This window comes from Serratia sp. MYb239 (assembly GCF_002966855.1).
GTDB lineage: Bacteria > Pseudomonadota > Gammaproteobacteria > Enterobacterales > Enterobacteriaceae > Serratia_B > Serratia_B rhizosphaerae.
The window spans coordinates 1,049,561-1,062,143 of record NZ_CP023268.1 but is presented as its reverse complement, the minus strand read 5'-3'; the positions used below and the strand labels follow the sequence as shown (position 1 = coordinate 1,062,143).

Sequence of the window (12,583 nt, the reverse complement as noted above, 5' to 3'; positions counted from 1 at the left end):
ACGGTTAGCCGCGTAGGATACCACCGTTTCTTGGCCGATTTGGTGAACTTTTCACTCCGGTAGCGGCAATGCGGTAGTATATTTGATTTTCTCCATGGCAAAACTCGAAGTAACGTCAATCAATCCCGGTATGCCATTCACCAGACGCTTATAAAAGCGATCAAAGCTTTTCATATCCGCCACCTGCACCTGCATCAGGTAATCAAACTCCCCGGCCATGCGATAAAACGCCAGCACTTCCGGCATCTGGGCGGTAAGGTCGACAAACTGCTGATACCACTCGCGGCTGTGCTGTTGGGTTTTCAGCATCACAAACGCCGTCAGCCCCAACCCCAGTTTCTCATTATCCAGCAGCGCGACCCGCCCGCGAATATAGCCCTCATCCTCCAGCCGCTTGACCCGTTTCCAGCACGGCGTCGAGGTCAGATTTACCGCTTCGGCCAACGCCTGCAGCGATAAGGTGCAGTCCTGCTGCAACATACTCAGCAATTTACGATCCGTTCTATCTAACATTTAGCCACCCTGGAGAAATATTTTCCCTCATTTGGCCGACAGACAGGAAAAATAGCAATCTTTTTCTCTGGCTATCCACGTAATGTATCTGATGCCACGATATTTACCGACAGGACGCTGAGATGGATAACACGCTGAGAAATACCGGAATCATTATTATCCTGTTTACCCTGGTCGCCCTGACCTGGGGCACCACCTGGATGGCGATGAAGATCGCCGTTGCCACCGTTCCACCTATTTACGCGACCGGGCTGCGTTTCCTTGCCGCGTCGCCGCTGTTGCTGCTGCTGGCTTACTTTACTCGTACGCCGCTGCTGTTTCCCAAAGGCAGCCGCGGATTCCAGCTATTGGTCTGCCTGGCTTACTTCGCTATTCCCTTTACGCTCATGATTTACGGCGAGCGCTACGTCAGTTCTGCGCTGGCCTCCATCATCTTTGCCAATATGCCCGTCGTTGTGTTGATGGCTTCGGTACTGCTGCTGGGAGAGCGCGTGAGCATCGCGCAGCTGATCGGTCTGATCGTCGGCGTGGCCAGTCTGTCCGGTATTCTGTGGCAAGAATCCACCGCCAGCGGCGAAACCCGCTGGCCCGGCGTGGTCGCCCTGCTGGCGGCGGTGCTGATCCACGCGGTGATGTACGTGCTGAGTAAAAAGCGCGGCGAAAAAATCTCGGTGCTGACCTTTAACGCGTTGCCCTGCCTGGGCGCCGGCATTCTGCTGTTTATTGTCGGCTATGTCACCGAAAAACCGGACAGCGCCGCGTTTACCAGCGCTTCACTGCTATCCGTGGCCTATCTCGGCGTGGTGGCCGGCGTCTTCGGCATCATGGCCTACTTTGCCCTACAGCAAAAAGCCACGGCGTTTCAGGCCTCTTTGGTGTTCCTGGTGTTTCCGCTGATTGCCATCGCCGTCGAGAAAGCGGTCGATCACACCACCATCAGCACCACCTCTCTCTGGCTGCTGGCGCCGCTGCTGGCCGGCATCCTGCTGACGCTCTACAGCGCCAAAAGTGCAAAACCGGTCAGCAGCCTGCGCAAACTGGAAGCGTCATCGCAACAATAAAAAAAGCCGGGTAGCGAACTACCCGGCCGGCTGCAAGGGGAACGTCCGCTATACGGGGGTATAAGGAACGTGTGGTGAACGCAGCCAATGTGCCAAATAGTGGGCCACCGCCTGGGTTTCGCAGTGGCCGATAACCGGTAACTGGGGCAATAGCGCTTTAAGCTGCGGCAGCGCATTGCCCATCACTACGCCATGTCCGACCGACGCCAGCATCTCCTTGTCATTCATCGCATCGCCGAACGCCATACACTCATCCAGCGTTACGTTCAGGTGCCCGCTCAGCAGCGCCAAAGCGCTGCCCTTGTTGCAGCCAGCCGGCAGCACCTCCAGACAGTCATAAGCGGAAAAACACAAATCTACCTGCTCGCCAAAATAGACCCGCAGGCGCCCCAGCAGCGACTGCAGCTCCTCATGCTCGCCGACAAAACAGATTTTGCTGTTGCCAAACGCCGGCAGGCGCCGCGGGTCAGTCAGCTGATAACCGAAACCGCTCAGATGGTGCGCCTGCAGCATCGCCGGGGTTGCCGATTCGGTCAGCCAGCCTTCATCGCGAAAAACATGCATCCCGGCGGATGTCTGCCAGTGGCTGTGGATAACCGCTTCGGCAATGTCCGGCGGCAGATCGGTAGCCTGTAAACATTGACCGTGCCGATCGTAGATGCGGGTGCCGTTGCCGGTGATCAGAAAGCCCTGCAGACCCAGCTGCGCCATGATGGGTTGCGCATCAAGATAGTGGCGGCCGGTGGCAAAGGTCACGGTTATCTGCCGCGCCACCAGCTGGTTCAGCACCGCCAGCGTTTCCGGGCCGACCCGGTGCTCCGGCGTCAGCAGCGTACCATCCATATCGAAAGCAGCCAGGCGATACATAAGAACCTCGATCATATGCAGAGAATGACAATGCCTGCAGTATGTGATGGTATTTACGGAAGTAATAGTGAACAATTTATCAAAACCGTTCCGGATTTATCGCCATGCGTCTGATTCATCGCCTCAGTCAGTATCAACGCCTGTACCAACAGCTGGGCAGTGAGCCGGCGGCCGTCACCATGGCGCAGCTGGCGGCGCTGTTTTACTGCAGCGAGCGCCACGCCCGCACCCTGGTGCAGCAATTTCAGGAGCAGGGCTGGCTCAGCTGGCACTCACAGGCCGGCCGCGGCAAGCGGGCACGGCTGCACTGCCTGAAAACGCCTGACGAACTGCGCGCCGCCTTGTTACAGCAACTGCTGCAGCAGGGCGATCACCAAAACGCGCTGGAGCTGGCCCGTTTAGATCCGCAGCGTCTGCAACAGTTGCTTGCGCCGCATTTGGGCGGCCAGTGGCAGGCGGGCAGCCCCACTCTGCGCATCCCCTACTATCGTCAGCTGGAATCCCTGGATCCGCTGGCGCTCAGCGGCCGCGCCGAACAGCATCTGGCCTCAACGCTGCATGCCGGCCTGACCCGCTTTATCACCGGCAATCCGCAGCCCCAGCCGGATCTGGCTCACCATTGGCAGGTTGAAGGCGACGGCCTGCGCTGGCGTTTTTTCCTGCGCAGCCAACTACGCTGGCATAACGGCGAACCCATCACCGGCCAACAACTGCTGCAAACGTTGGAAAAGCAGCGCCGGCACCCGCGCGGCCAGGCCAGCCTGGCGAATGTCGCCGCCGTCAGCCTGCCGCACGCGTTGTGTCTGCAGTTCGATCTGCATAGCGCCGATTACTGGCTGCCCTACCGCCTGGCGGAGCTGACCTGTCTGATGACCCACCCGGACGATACCGCCATCGGCGCCGGCCCGTTCAAACTGGTATTGAATGAAACGCCGCTGGTACGTCTGGAACAGCACCCGTTCTACCACCTGCAACATCCCTATCTGGACAGCATTGAATACTGGATCACCCCAGAACTGCAGGCCGATGGCAATGGCAACACCACCAGCTGTCAACATCCGGTGCGCATCACCATCGGACAGCAGGAAGATCTGGCGCTGGCGCGCCCGGTGCAGCGCAGTATGAGCCTGGGCTGGTGCTATCTGGCGCTGAACCTGCGCCGCGGCGTACTGAGCGAAGCGCAGGGGCAAAAGCTGCTGATGCTGATCCAGCGCTCAGGGCTGCTGGCCGCTCTGCCATTGCCGAACGGCGTTATCATTCCCAGCCAGGAGATGCTGCCCGGCTGGGGGATCCCGACCCATCAGGCCAGCGCCGATATCCCGCTGCCGGCCAAGCTGACGCTGCTGTACCACCCGCCGGTTGAACTGGTCACGGTCACCGAAGCGCTGCAGGCGTTGCTGGCGGAACAGGGCTGCGAACTGGAGGTGCGTTATTTCTCCGGCAAGCGCTGGCAGAGCAGCGAACAAATTGCCCAGGCCGATCTGCTGCTGGCGGATAACCTGATCGGCGAAGCGCCGGAATCGACGCTGGAAAGTTGGCTGCGGCAGGATGTGTTGTGGCAGGGGATTTTACCGACCCATCTCTGGCGGCATCAGCAGCAAACGCTGCTGCGGATCCAGCAATATCCGGACGAGCAGAAGCGCATCAGCGAACTCAAAAGCTACTACCAGCAGTTGATGACGTCCGCCATCATCACCCCGCTGTTTCACTACCAATACCAGATCAGCGCGCCGCCGCGCATGCAGGGCGTAACGCTAACCGCGCATGGCTGGTTCGATTTCGGCCAGGCGTGGCTGCCGCCGCCGTTGATCTAGCCCCGCCCCTACGCTGTTTTCCACACATCTGTTACCATTACGTTTCATCTTTTTGACTCCCCGAGTGCGTATCGGGCGGGCTATGGCAATGGAAGGTTTATTCTATGAAACGCGCAGTCGTTGTTTTTAGTGGCGGGCAAGACTCCACGACCTGCTTAATTCAAGCCTTACAGCAGTATGATGAAGTTCACTGCGTCACGTTCGATTACGGCCAGCGTCACCGCGCGGAAATCGATATCGCCCGTGAGCTGTCGCAGTCACTGGGCGCCAAGGCGCATAAAGTGCTGGATGTCGGCCTGCTGAACGAACTGGCCATCAGCAGCCTGACGCGCGACGATATCCCGGTGCCGACGTTTAGCGCCGAGCAGGACGGGCTGCCCAGCACCTTTGTGCCGGGGCGTAATATCCTGTTCCTGACGCTGGCGGCGATCTACGCCTATCAGGTCGAGGCCGAAGCGGTAATCACCGGCGTGTGTGAAACCGATTTTTCCGGCTACCCGGACTGCCGCGACGAGTTTGTCAAAGCGCTGAATCAGGCGGTAGTGCTTGGCATCGCCCGCGATATCCGTTTTGAAACGCCGCTGATGTGGCTGAACAAGGCTGAAACCTGGGCGCTGGCCGACTATTATCAGCAGCTGGACCTGGTGCGTCAGCACACGCTGACCTGCTATAACGGCATCAAGGGCGACGGCTGCGGCGAATGCGCCGCCTGTCACCTGCGCGGTAACGGCCTGCAGCAGTATCAGGATAACCGTACGGCGGTGATGGCCGAACTGAAGCGTAAAACCGGCCTGGTCTGAGCAATAGCGACGGGCGGCGCCTCTGCCGCCCTCTTTCGCGTTTACAGCGTCTGCAGTTTTTCCCGTAGCTCACCTTCTATCGGCAATGCACGCTGAGTGGTCAAATCCACGCAGACAAACGTCACCAGCGCGTCCGCCACCTGGGCGCCATCGGCATCCCGGGTAATTGTCTGGCTCAATACGCCGCTCTTGCCGTTCAACTGCTCCAGCCGGCCCTCTACGCACAGCTTATCGCCCAATACCGCCGGCGTACGGTAATTAATATTGATATTCACCACGATGAACGCGATATTGTTGGCCACCATCCAGCGGAACTCTTCACGGTGATCCAGCCAGTTCCAGCGCGCCTCCTCCAGAAACTCCAGATATCGGGCATTATTAACGTGCTGATAAACATCAATGTGAAAACCGCGAACGTTGATATAGGTTTGCATAGTGAGAATGTGCTCCAGCCTGGTAATCGCCAAACGGGACGGGCGCCTTATCGACCCCTGCCGCTATTATTATAGGCCGCACCAACTGGTACGACCTGTAAAATGTAGCAGAGGAAAACGGCCGCCGAGCTTTTTTGCCCTGCGGCCGCGATCGGGATCACATTCTCAAGCGCTCCCGGTTTCTCTCCAACAGCGCCAGACCGATGCCCGGCACCTCCTGCAGCTGTTCAATATCGGTAAACGGCCCGTTTTGCTCACGATAGCGGACGATCGCCTCAGCCTTCTTCAGGCCAACGCCGTTCAGCGTATCGGCAAGCTGCTCCGCGCTGGCCTGATTGATACTGACCGTCGCCTCCTGCCCGGCAGCCGTATTGCCCGCAGCCTGCGGCTGGGTGCGCGCCGCCGCCGAGGTCTGAACCACCCCCGGCTTTTCCGCTGCGGCCGCCGTTAGTGATGGGATAACGCACAGCACGGCACTCAGCAGCGCGCCGGCGAGGGTTTGATGGCGTGCAAGCGCCAGATTTAAGGTTAATGACATAGCTGTATCCTCCTTGTGTTGTACAGCCCGCCCACCTTGCGGCAAACCCCAAACGGCGGCAAACGGTAAACCGCAGATATGGAAAAGGCCGCGAAAGCGGCCTTTGTCAGTTACATCAGTTTGCAAAGAAATGCGGGGCTTATTGCGGCTGTTGCTCCGCTGCGCCCATTTTGATCTTGGCGTCCTTACGCAGATTCGCCAGCAGGGAATCGAAGGTTACGCCAACCGAACCTTCCTGCATTTTATCGCCGAAGGCCTTCATTTCTTCCGCCGACAGCGAACCAGGCTTGACCGTATCCAGCGCGATCAGCACCACGTTGTCCTGGCGGTCCTGCGACATGCCGTACACCGGCTTGCCCTGCTGCGGATGCGGCAGCGCAAAGACGCTCTCTTCCAGCTGCGCACCCTGCCCGGAACGGGTCATCTTCTGCTCCGCGCCAAAGCTCAGGCCGGCCGCTTTCAACGCCTCGTCACCTTTGCCCTGTTTCAGCTCGGTCAGCAGTTTCTCGCCCTGCAGTTTGGCCGCCTGCTGCGCCTTGTTGCGCTTCACCAGCTCGGCAACGCGCTCTTTCACCTTGTCAAACGGCTCAACGCCTTCCGCTTTATGGCCGGTGACGCGCACCACGAAGGCGCGGTCGCCCTCAACGGTGATCACATCCGAGTTGCTGCCCGGCGTGCCGTTCTCACCAATCAGCGAACCGTCGAAGACCGCCTGCACGACAGGTTTGAAGTTCAGCTCTGCCGGGATGTTATCGCGGGTAAACCAGCCGGTTTGCGCCGCTTTAACGCCCGCCGCTTCTTCTGCCGAGGCCAGCGATTCGTTATCGTTGGTCGCCGCTTCACTTACTTTCTGCTGCAGCGCAAAGTAGGCATCCAGCGCTTTTTCCTGCTTCACCTTGGCGGCAATTGCATCACGCACTTCGCTCAGCGGCTTCAGCTTTTCCGCTTCGATATCGTTCAGACGCACAATCAGGTAGCCCACGGATGACTTCACCACGCCGGAAATCTGGCCTTTTTCGGTCAGATTGGCCTGCTTCAGTTCGTCTGCGGTGGTATCCGGCTCCAGCCAGCCCAGCTCGCCGCCGTTGCGCTTGGAGATGATATCGGTGGACTTCTCTTCCGCCAGCTTGGCGAAGTCTGCGCCTTTGTTCAGCTCATCCAGCACCGCTTTGGCTTCCGCCTCGGTCTTCAGCTGGATAACGCTGTAATTCTTGCGTTCCGGCTGGCCGAAGCTGCTTTTATGCTGCTCGTAATAGCCGCTGATATCCGCATCGCTGACCGTGACCTTGCTTTGCATCGCCGCCGCGTCCATCGGGATATAGCTCACCTGCACCTGTTCAGGAGCGATAAAGCTGTTTTTGTTCTGGTCGTAATAGGCTTTAAGCTCATCATCGCTCACGCTCTGCTTGGCCTGCAGCGCTTTGAGATCGATGGTCGCCAGGCGGATGTCACGCTCTTGCAGCATCAGCGCCGCCATTGCGTCAGACTCGGCCGGCAGCACAAAGCCGGAATGACCGAACGCCTGAATAAGCTGCTGGTTCACCAGCTGCTGACGCATGGACTGCGCATAGTTGTCCGCGCTGTAGCCCATACGGGTAATCAAATCGAGATACTTGGCATTATCAAACTGACCGTTGGTCTGGAAGTAAGGCGCTTTGCGGATAGCGTCCTTGACCTGGTCGTCGCTGATGCTGAGACCCAGCTTTTTCGCATACTGGTCCAGCAGCGTTTCATCGATCAGCTGAGACAGCGTCTGACGACGCAGCTGCTGCATGTAGCCTTCGTTGCCGGCCAGCGCCGAGAACTGATCGCCCAGCTGCTGCTGCATGCGGCTACGTTCGCTCTGGAAAGCCTGTTCCAACCTGGCGCGTTCGATCACCTCGCCGTTGACTTTCGCTGCATAATCGCCGGAACCGCCGATCAGGTAGTTACCTACCCCGGTCAAAACAAATGACAGAATGATCAGGGCCAGGATAATTTTGAGCACGACGTGGTTAGCAGCCGCGCGTAAACTGTCCATCATAGTGTGACAACACTCCGCTGTGATGTGGATTGACAACCCTTGTGGCAGGCTTCCCTGCGACAAAAATAAAAAAAGCGCATCGGTGCGATGCGCCTTGTATCTTACCTTACCAGCTTCGTTGCGTCAGGTGATTGTTTTAACACAACCCCCGATGACGGCAACCGGCCAGACGCTGCAATCAGTTTACCGCGTCTTTCAGCGCTTTACCTGCGCGGAAGGCCGGCACTTTGGCAGCAGCAATTTTGATCTCTTTACCTGTCTGCGGGTTGCGGCCGGTGCGGGCTGAACGCTCACGCACGGTAAAAGAACCGAAACCAACCAGAGCAACGTCGTCCCCTTCCTTCAAGGAGTCGGTAACGGATGCGATAATCGCATCTAAAGCACGTCCAGCTGCCGCTTTGGAAATATCAGCACCTGCGGCAATTTTGTCGATCAGTTGTGACTTATTCACTCTATCATCCCCTCTAGAATTCTCTCGTCGCACCGAAAAATCCCTACGGTATGCGACAGCGCAGCTGTTATATCAATCCCGTCGAAACTTGGCAAGCCGCCAGCGGTAGCGCGGCTAACGCCAATCGACAGTGATCTAACTTAGCGGGACAAAAAAACGCTGGCAAGTCCGAATTGACCTGCCAGCATAAGTTTTATCAATGTATTTTGCGATACGTCACTATTTCGCCGCTACCGGCTGGGCGCCGAAGGCCGGATTCTGCAGGGCAATCTCCAATACTTCATCGATTTTCTGCACCGGATGGATTTCCAGATCGGCGATGACGTTATCCGGGATCTCTTCCAAATCACGTTTGTTTTCGTAAGGGATCAATACCGTTTTAATGCCGCCGCGATGCGCCGCCAGCAGTTTTTCTTTCAGACCGCCAATCGGCAACACCTGGCCGCGCAGCGTGATCTCGCCGGTCATCGCCACATCAGCGCGCACCGGGTTGCCGGTCAGGCAGGAGACCAGCGCGGTGCACATGGCGGTACCGGCGCTTGGGCCATCCTTCGGCGTCGCACCTTCCGGCACGTGCACGTGGATATCGCGTTTTTCATAGAAATCGGCGTTGATGCCCAGCTTCTCGGCGCGGGCGCGCACCACGGTCAGCGCAGCCTGAATCGATTCCTGCATCACCTCGCCCAGAGAACCGGTGTAGGTCAGTTTGCCTTTGCCCGGCACGCAGGCGGTTTCAATGGTCAGCAGATCGCCGCCCACCTCCGTCCACGCCAGACCGGTTACCTGGCCCACGCGGTTTTCGGTATCCGCACGGCCGTAATCCACACGCTGTACGCCGAGGTAGTCTTTCAGGTTGTCACCGTTGATTTCGATATGCTTGAGCTTCTTGTCCATCAACAGGGTTTTGACCGCCTTACGGCACAGCTTGGAGATTTCACGCTCCAGGCTACGCACCCCGGCTTCACGGGTGTAGTAACGGATGATGCCGATAATGGCGCTGTCGTCCACCGTCAGCTCGTTCTTTTTCAGTGCGTTGCGCTCGATCTGCTTCGGCAGCAGGTGTTGCTTGGCGATGTTGAGCTTTTCGTCTTCGGTATAACCGGACAGACGGATCACTTCCATACGGTCCAGCAGCGGCGCCGGAATATTCATCGAGTTAGAGGTGGCGACGAACATCACGTCGGACAGATCGTAATCCACTTCCAGATAGTGATCGTTAAACGCTACGTTCTGTTCCGGGTCCAACACTTCCAGCAGCGCCGAAGCCGGATCGCCGCGCATGTCGGACGACATCTTGTCGATCTCATCCAGCAGGAACAGCGGGTTCTTCACCCCGACCTTGGCCATTTTCTGGATCAGCTTGCCCGGCATGGAGCCGATATAGGTGCGGCGATGCCCGCGGATTTCCGCTTCATCGCGCACGCCGCCCAGCGCCATACGCACATACTGACGGCCGGTCGCCTTGGCAATCGACTGCCCCAGAGAGGTTTTACCCACCCCCGGCGGCCCAACCAGACACAGGATCGGCCCTTTGATTTTGCTGACGCGACTTTGCACCGCAAGATACTCAAGGATGCGGTCTTTCACCCGCTCCAGGCCGTAGTGATCGGTATCGAGCACTTCCTGCGCCTTGACCAGGTCTTTTTTCACCTTGCTGCGTGAGCTCCACGGCACCTGCAGCATCCAGTCGATGTAGCCGCGTACCACGGTGGCTTCGGCCGACATCGGCGACATCATTTTCAGCTTCTGCAGTTCCGCTTCGGTTTTCTCGCGAGCCTCTTTCGGCATTTTCGACGCGTCGATCTTGCGCTTCAGCGCTTCATATTCGTCCGGCGCGTCGTCCATTTCGCCCAGCTCTTTCTGAATGGCCTTCATCTGCTCATTCAGGTAGTACTCGCGCTGGCTCTTTTCCATCTGTTTCTTGACGCGATTACGGATGCGTTTTTCCACCTGCAGCAGGTCGATTTCCGACTCCATCATCGCCATCAGATATTCAAGGCGTTCGGAAACGTCAGACATTTCCAGCACCGATTGTTTATCGGCAAGTTTCAACGGCATATGCGCAGCGATGGTGTCCGCCAGGCGCGCCGCGTCGTCGATGCTGTTCAGCGATGTCAGCACCTCCGGCGGGATTTTTTTATTCAGTTTGATATAGCCTTCAAACTGATTGATCGCGGTGCGTACCAGCACTTCCTGCTCGCGCTCATCGATGGCCGGCGAGTCGAGGTATTCCGCCTGTGCGGCAAAGTGTTCGCCGCTGTCGGACAGCGTGGTGATGCGCGCGCGCTGCAGGCCCTCCACCAGCACTTTTACCGTACCGTCCGGCAGTTTCAGCATCTGCAGAATGGACGCTACGGTGCCGACGGAAAACAGGTCGTTAATGTCAGGTTCATCCGTTGAGGCCTCTTTCTGTGCCACCAGCATGATCTTTTTATCGTGATCCATTGCGGCTTCGAGGCACCGAATCGATTTTTCCCGGCCAACAAATAACGGGATCACCATGTGCGGATAAACCACCACGTCGCGCAACGGCAGGACAGGGATTTCAATGCGTTCGGAACGCTCAGGGTTCATAGAGCTCTCTCTTAGTTTAATTTCCGCCAGGATTGAGGGGGAATCTCATGAGACGCAGGCAATCAACGTTTCATAAAACCATTTATTGAGTATATGGGGATAAATCTCTGACATTCAACGGTAAGAATGCAGGAAAAAAAAATGGGGGATAAAATCCCCCATTTTACGATTAACCTGATGGTTTGGCTGGCGAATTATTCGCCGGATGCCTGCGCTTCCGGCTTGCCGTAAATCAGCAGCGGTTTGGACTGGCCGTCAATCACCGACTCGTCAATCACCACCTTGTCGACGCTTTCCAGCGACGGCAGATCGTACATGGTATCCAGCAGCGCGCCTTCTACGATAGAACGCAGGCCGCGGGCGCCGGTTTTACGCGCCATGGCCTTCTTGGCGATGGTATTCAGCGCTTCATCGCGGAACTCCAGCTCGACGCCTTCCAGATTGAACAACGCCTGATACTGCTTGGTCAGGGCGTTTTTCGGCTCTTTCAGGATCTGAATCAGCGCTTCTTCGCTCAGCTCGCTCAGCGTTGCCACCACCGGCAGACGGCCGATGAACTCAGGGATCAGACCGAACTTGATCAGGTCTTCCGGCTCCGCCTGCAGCAGCAGTTCGCCTTCGGTTGCCTTTTCAGACTCGCCCTTCACCGTCGCGCCGAAGCCAATACCGGAGCTGGTGTTGACGCGCTGGCCAATCACCTTGTCCAGGCCGGCGAATGCGCCGCCGCAGATAAACAGGATCTTGGAGGTATCAACCTGCAGGAACTCCTGCTGCGGATGCTTGCGGCCGCCCTGAGGCGGCACCGCGGCGACGGTGCCTTCGATCAGCTTCAGCAACGCCTGCTGCACGCCCTCGCCCGACACGTCGCGGGTAATCGACGGGTTGTCAGACTTGCGGGAAATTTTATCGATTTCATCGATATAGACGATGCCGCGCTGCGCTTTTTGCACGTCGTAGTCACATTTCTGCAACAGCTTCTGGATAATATTCTCCACGTCCTCGCCCACGTAACCGGCTTCGGTCAGCGTGGTGGCGTCGGCCATGGTGAACGGCACATCCAGGAAGCGCGCCAGCGTTTCCGCCAGCAGCGTTTTGCCGCTGCCGGTCGGGCCGATCAGCAGGATGTTGCTCTTGCCCAGCTCGATACCGTTGCTGGTATCGCCGTTGCGCAGACGCTTGTAGTGGTTATACACCGCAACCGCCAGCACTTTCTTCGCCTGTTCCTGGCCGATAACATAATCATCCAGGTGGTTGCGGATCTCGTGCGGCGTCGGCAGCGCACTGCGCTCACGATGCGGGGCAACTTCTTTAATCTCTTCGCGAATAATGTCGTTACACAGGTCAACACATTCATCGCAGATATACACTGACGGACCGGCAATCAGCTTACGCACTTCATGCTGGCTTTTGCCGCAGAAAGAGCAGTACAGCAGCTTTCCTGAACCGTCTTTGCGCTTATCTGTCATCAGTAAACCTCTTCTTTTGTCTTTGTCCCGCAGGAAAATCAT

General features: G+C 57.6%; 11 protein-coding genes. 3 read left to right on the top strand and 8 right to left on the bottom strand.

Features of this window, described 5'->3' with window-relative positions; all coding sequences use genetic code 11:
- Positions 1-51: 51 nt before the first annotated feature.
- Positions 52-513 carry an Lrp/AsnC family transcriptional regulator gene (locus CLM71_RS05005; RefSeq protein ID WP_105230027.1) on the bottom strand — a complete coding sequence of 154 codons (462 nt, stop codon included), beginning with the start codon at positions 511-513 and terminating at the stop codon, positions 52-54.
- A gap of 122 nt (positions 514-635) precedes the next feature.
- Here CLM71_RS05005 and CLM71_RS05000 point away from each other — a divergent pair, with 122 nt between their 5' ends.
- Positions 636-1,574: a DMT family transporter gene (locus tag CLM71_RS05000; RefSeq protein WP_105230026.1), complete on the top strand. Its 939-nt coding sequence runs from the start codon at positions 636-638 to the stop codon at positions 1,572-1,574.
- 48 nt (positions 1,575-1,622) lie between these two features.
- Here the strand turns inward: CLM71_RS05000 and cof are convergent, their stop codons facing one another.
- Positions 1,623-2,441 (bottom strand): HMP-PP phosphatase, encoded by an 819-nt coding sequence (gene cof / locus CLM71_RS04995; RefSeq protein WP_105230025.1) that lies wholly within the window; start codon positions 2,439-2,441, stop codon positions 1,623-1,625.
- A 104-nt stretch (positions 2,442-2,545) separates the two neighbouring features.
- Between cof and CLM71_RS04990 the strand changes: the two genes are divergently transcribed.
- A complete protein-coding gene (locus CLM71_RS04990; protein WP_105230024.1) occupies positions 2,546-4,255 on the top strand; it encodes an SgrR family transcriptional regulator in 1,710 nt (569 codons plus the stop codon).
- Positions 4,256-4,359: 104 nt separating this feature from the next.
- Positions 4,360-5,055: a 7-cyano-7-deazaguanine synthase QueC gene (queC, locus tag CLM71_RS04985; protein ID WP_105230023.1), complete on the top strand. Its 696-nt coding sequence runs from the start codon at positions 4,360-4,362 to the stop codon at positions 5,053-5,055.
- Between the two features lie 41 nt (positions 5,056-5,096).
- On the opposite strand, the gene CLM71_RS04980 is transcribed toward queC, so the two are convergent.
- From CLM71_RS04980 to clpX, 6 genes are all read right to left on the bottom strand, one after another.
- The gene (locus tag CLM71_RS04980; protein ID WP_105230022.1) at positions 5,097-5,489 is read right to left on the bottom strand and encodes a thioesterase family protein; all 393 of its coding nucleotides are present in this window, start codon (positions 5,487-5,489) and stop codon (positions 5,097-5,099) included.
- A gap of 157 nt (positions 5,490-5,646) precedes the next feature.
- Entirely contained in the window at positions 5,647-6,027 is a 381-nt protein-coding gene (locus CLM71_RS04975; RefSeq protein WP_105230021.1) for a helix-hairpin-helix domain-containing protein, read from the bottom strand.
- Between the two features lie 139 nt (positions 6,028-6,166).
- Entirely contained in the window at positions 6,167-8,050 is a 1,884-nt protein-coding gene (gene ppiD / locus CLM71_RS04970) for a peptidylprolyl isomerase (protein ID WP_105230020.1), read from the bottom strand.
- Positions 8,051-8,228: 178 nt separating this feature from the next.
- A complete protein-coding gene (hupB, locus tag CLM71_RS04965) occupies positions 8,229-8,501 on the bottom strand; it encodes a nucleoid-associated protein HU-beta (protein ID WP_004954599.1) in 273 nt (90 codons plus the stop codon).
- Positions 8,502-8,720: 219 nt separating this feature from the next.
- Positions 8,721-11,075 carry an endopeptidase La gene (lon, locus tag CLM71_RS04960; RefSeq protein WP_105230019.1) on the bottom strand — a complete coding sequence of 785 codons (2,355 nt, stop codon included), beginning with the start codon at positions 11,073-11,075 and terminating at the stop codon, positions 8,721-8,723.
- 194 nt (positions 11,076-11,269) lie between these two features.
- Positions 11,270-12,541: an ATP-dependent protease ATP-binding subunit ClpX gene (gene clpX, locus CLM71_RS04955; protein ID WP_105230018.1), complete on the bottom strand. Its 1,272-nt coding sequence runs from the start codon at positions 12,539-12,541 to the stop codon at positions 11,270-11,272.
- Positions 12,542-12,583 lie beyond the last annotated feature (42 nt).

Excerpts from the sequence above, each read along its gene's own strand:
- CLM71_RS05005 (WP_105230027.1), bottom strand. The coding sequence starts at position 513 with ATGTTAGATAGAACGGATCGTAAATTGCTGAGTATGTTGCAGCAGGAC.
- CLM71_RS05000 (WP_105230026.1), top strand. The coding sequence starts at position 636 with ATGGATAACACGCTGAGAAATACCGGAATCATTATTATCCTGTTTACC.
- cof (WP_105230025.1), bottom strand. The coding sequence starts at position 2,441 with ATGTATCGCCTGGCTGCTTTCGATATGGATGGTACGCTGCTGACGCCG.
- CLM71_RS04990 (WP_105230024.1), top strand. The coding sequence starts at position 2,546 with ATGCGTCTGATTCATCGCCTCAGTCAGTATCAACGCCTGTACCAACAG.
- queC (WP_105230023.1), top strand. The coding sequence starts at position 4,360 with ATGAAACGCGCAGTCGTTGTTTTTAGTGGCGGGCAAGACTCCACGACC.
- CLM71_RS04980 (WP_105230022.1), bottom strand. The coding sequence starts at position 5,489 with ATGCAAACCTATATCAACGTTCGCGGTTTTCACATTGATGTTTATCAG.
- CLM71_RS04975 (WP_105230021.1), bottom strand. The coding sequence starts at position 6,027 with ATGTCATTAACCTTAAATCTGGCGCTTGCACGCCATCAAACCCTCGCC.
- ppiD (WP_105230020.1), bottom strand. The coding sequence starts at position 8,050 with ATGATGGACAGTTTACGCGCGGCTGCTAACCACGTCGTGCTCAAAATT.
- lon (WP_105230019.1), bottom strand. The coding sequence starts at position 11,075 with ATGAACCCTGAGCGTTCCGAACGCATTGAAATCCCTGTCCTGCCGTTG.
- clpX (WP_105230018.1), bottom strand. The coding sequence starts at position 12,541 with ATGACAGATAAGCGCAAAGACGGTTCAGGAAAGCTGCTGTACTGCTCT.